4 protein-coding genes are annotated in these 2410 nt (G+C 70.6%); all 4 read left to right on the forward strand.

Going from position 1 to position 2410, the window contains the following annotated elements; translation table 11 throughout:
- Positions 1–112 precede the first annotated feature (112 nt).
- Complete coding sequence (locus ACZ6SD_RS32865) at positions 113–934, forward strand: DUF7178 family protein (protein WP_465320926.1); 822 nt, start codon at positions 113–115, stop codon at positions 932–934.
- Positions 931–1257 (forward strand): hypothetical protein, encoded by a 327-nt coding sequence (locus ACZ6SD_RS32870; RefSeq protein WP_465320927.1) that lies wholly within the window; start codon positions 931–933, stop codon positions 1255–1257. The genes ACZ6SD_RS32865 and ACZ6SD_RS32870 overlap by 4 nt, the downstream gene beginning before the upstream one ends.
- 93 nt (positions 1258–1350) lie before the next feature.
- Positions 1351–1884, forward strand: coding sequence for a hypothetical protein (locus ACZ6SD_RS32875; protein ID WP_465320928.1), 534 nt, complete (start codon positions 1351–1353; stop codon positions 1882–1884).
- 99 nt (positions 1885–1983) lie between these two features.
- On the forward strand, positions 1984–2410 hold a 427-nt coding region (locus ACZ6SD_RS32880; RefSeq protein ID WP_465320929.1), incomplete at its 3' end, for a hypothetical protein.

The following is a 2410-nucleotide window of genomic DNA, read 5'->3' on the forward strand; positions in this document are numbered from 1 at the left end:
ACCCGGTCACCCGGATGTGCACGGCCTGCGGCACCTGCGACGACTGCGGAGAGCACTACGGGTCCTGTGTCTGCTGGGTCCCAGCCGACCTCACCCACTTCGGGCACCGCTCATGAGCGGCACCACGCGGACGTCGGCCCGCCCGTCCGACCACCCCTGGTTCCGCGCGCACCCGGTGAAGCACGAGAACATCCTGTGGCACTGGGAACAGGCCACCAGGCGGGAACGCGACCACGGCATCCGCTGGTACGCCGACGCCCACCGGATCGCCAGGGGCATCGCCCACGGGGACGTCGCGCTCGGCGCGGGCATGATCGCCCTGTACTCGCCACAGCAACAGTGGCTGACCAACCTGCTCACCGCCGCCCGCGTGATCCACACAGGACACGGCATCGGCGGGCCCTCGTGTGGGCTGCTCGCCACCTCCACCCAGCGCCACGCCGCCGACCGGTTGCTCGCGGGCGAGCACCACACCCAGGTCCTGACCGGCCCGAAAGTCCGCGCGTTCGCCCACCTCATCGAACACGGCGGAGATCTCGACCCCGCCACACCGCTGGTCGTGGTCGACCGCCACGCCCTCTCGGTGGCCTGCGGGCAAGGGCTGACCGCCGCCGCGTACAACACCTCCCCGCTGCGCGGCCGAACCCGGGTCACCGGGACGGTCGGCCAGCGGCACTACGACCACGTGGCCGCGCTCTACCACCACGCCGCGCACCTGATCACCCACACCGAACCCACGCCGCTGGCTGCCCACCAGGTGCAGGCGGTGACCTGGCTGGTCCGCCAACGCCTCAACCACACCACCACCAACACCGCCTCCCGCCAAGGGCAGGCCGCGGCCCGCGCCAACGCCGAACGCGACTGGGCACGGTTCCGCGAACAACACCTACCGCACCTCACCGGCGGCGAACCCATCACCGGACACCTGCCATGACCCCACAACCCGACAACCCAACCGAAAACAACCCGGCAGGCGAGTCCCCGGTGAGGTTCTACCGGCTGCCCGCCCGCCTACTGGCAGCAGGCATGAGCACCGCCGACGGACAACACATCCTCACCGTCACCCAGTACCCCGACGGCACGGTCATCGCCGAGGTCCACACCCCACGCCCGGACGACCCGGACATCGACGCGCGCAACCGGGGCGAGACGGACCTGCGCATCTACCAACCAGACGAACCTGTCGGCCTCGCGGTCTTCGCCGACACCCGAGTCGACGGCTCCGACCATGCGGACGCCGACCCGCAAGACCGGTGACCCCGCGCTGTCCATGATCACCGGCCGCGAACCTGATCGTGATCGAGCAGGTTCGCCCGGTTCGATCCTCACTCGATGGAAGGGGCTTAATCCATGAGTTCGTTGCGGTTGCACCGCGCGCACATCGCCGGACTGGCCAACGCGGGCCTGCACACCGGGCTGATCACCACCGCGGCGGGCATGGTCCCGGTCGCCCGGATGCTCCTGGACCAACACCACCGCAGCATCCACGCCACAGGTTCGTGGGAGGGCGCGGTGGACCTGGCCGAACGAATGTTCCACCCGGTCGCGGTCCTGTGCCTGCTCGACTGCTACGACGACCGCTCCCGCCACACCGCCGACTGGCACACCACCGAAGCCCGCTCCTGGTCACACACGCTGCGCGCCCGGATCTTGAGCGGGCTCCCGGCCGAAACGACGACCACGATCCACTACGGACACAAACAGGTGCCCGGCTACATGCTGCTCCCGGCCTACACCGACACCCCCAGGGGCGTCACCTCCTTGCACCAGATCCCCACCACCGGGACAGGACCCGGGGCCGGGCTGTCCTTGCGCGGCACCGGCTCACGCTGGGCCGAACTGCCCGACCACCTCACGCCGCCCACCACGCAGGACGGCCACTGACACAACCCACAGCCGCCACACGGTTCCCGCCCTGCGCCAACCCAACCAGGCGCGGGGCAAAGAACCCGTGGCCGCTCACGTCCAGAACACGGAGCCACCATGACGACCACCAGTTCCCCCGATGGGCCCGACGCCGAGACCGGTGACGGGTGGGCCTTCGACGTCGACCTCCGCGCGGTGGCCCGCGTTCCGCGATCCGCCGCCACCTCCGAGAGCGACGCCCGGCGACTCGTGCGAGCTCTCCAGGCCGTCCCGCTCGCGGCCACCGTCAACGGCGTCACCATCACCGAGATCTCCACCCACCCCGGAGAACGCCTGTTCGAGCTGGACGGGCACGACACCCCCACCCCGGACCACCCCGGCGCGGATGTGATCGCGCTGCTCGGCGCGATCCTCTACGGCGACCAAGCCGACGGCCTCCGCGAGGGAACCATCCGCGCCGTCCTCCGCAGCAGGGGCTGCGACCTGGTCCACCTCACCGGCAACCCGCGAGCCCAGTTCGTCTGCCTCACCCACGAGACCACCG

Source organism: Actinokineospora sp. NPDC051303, from assembly GCF_055586285.1.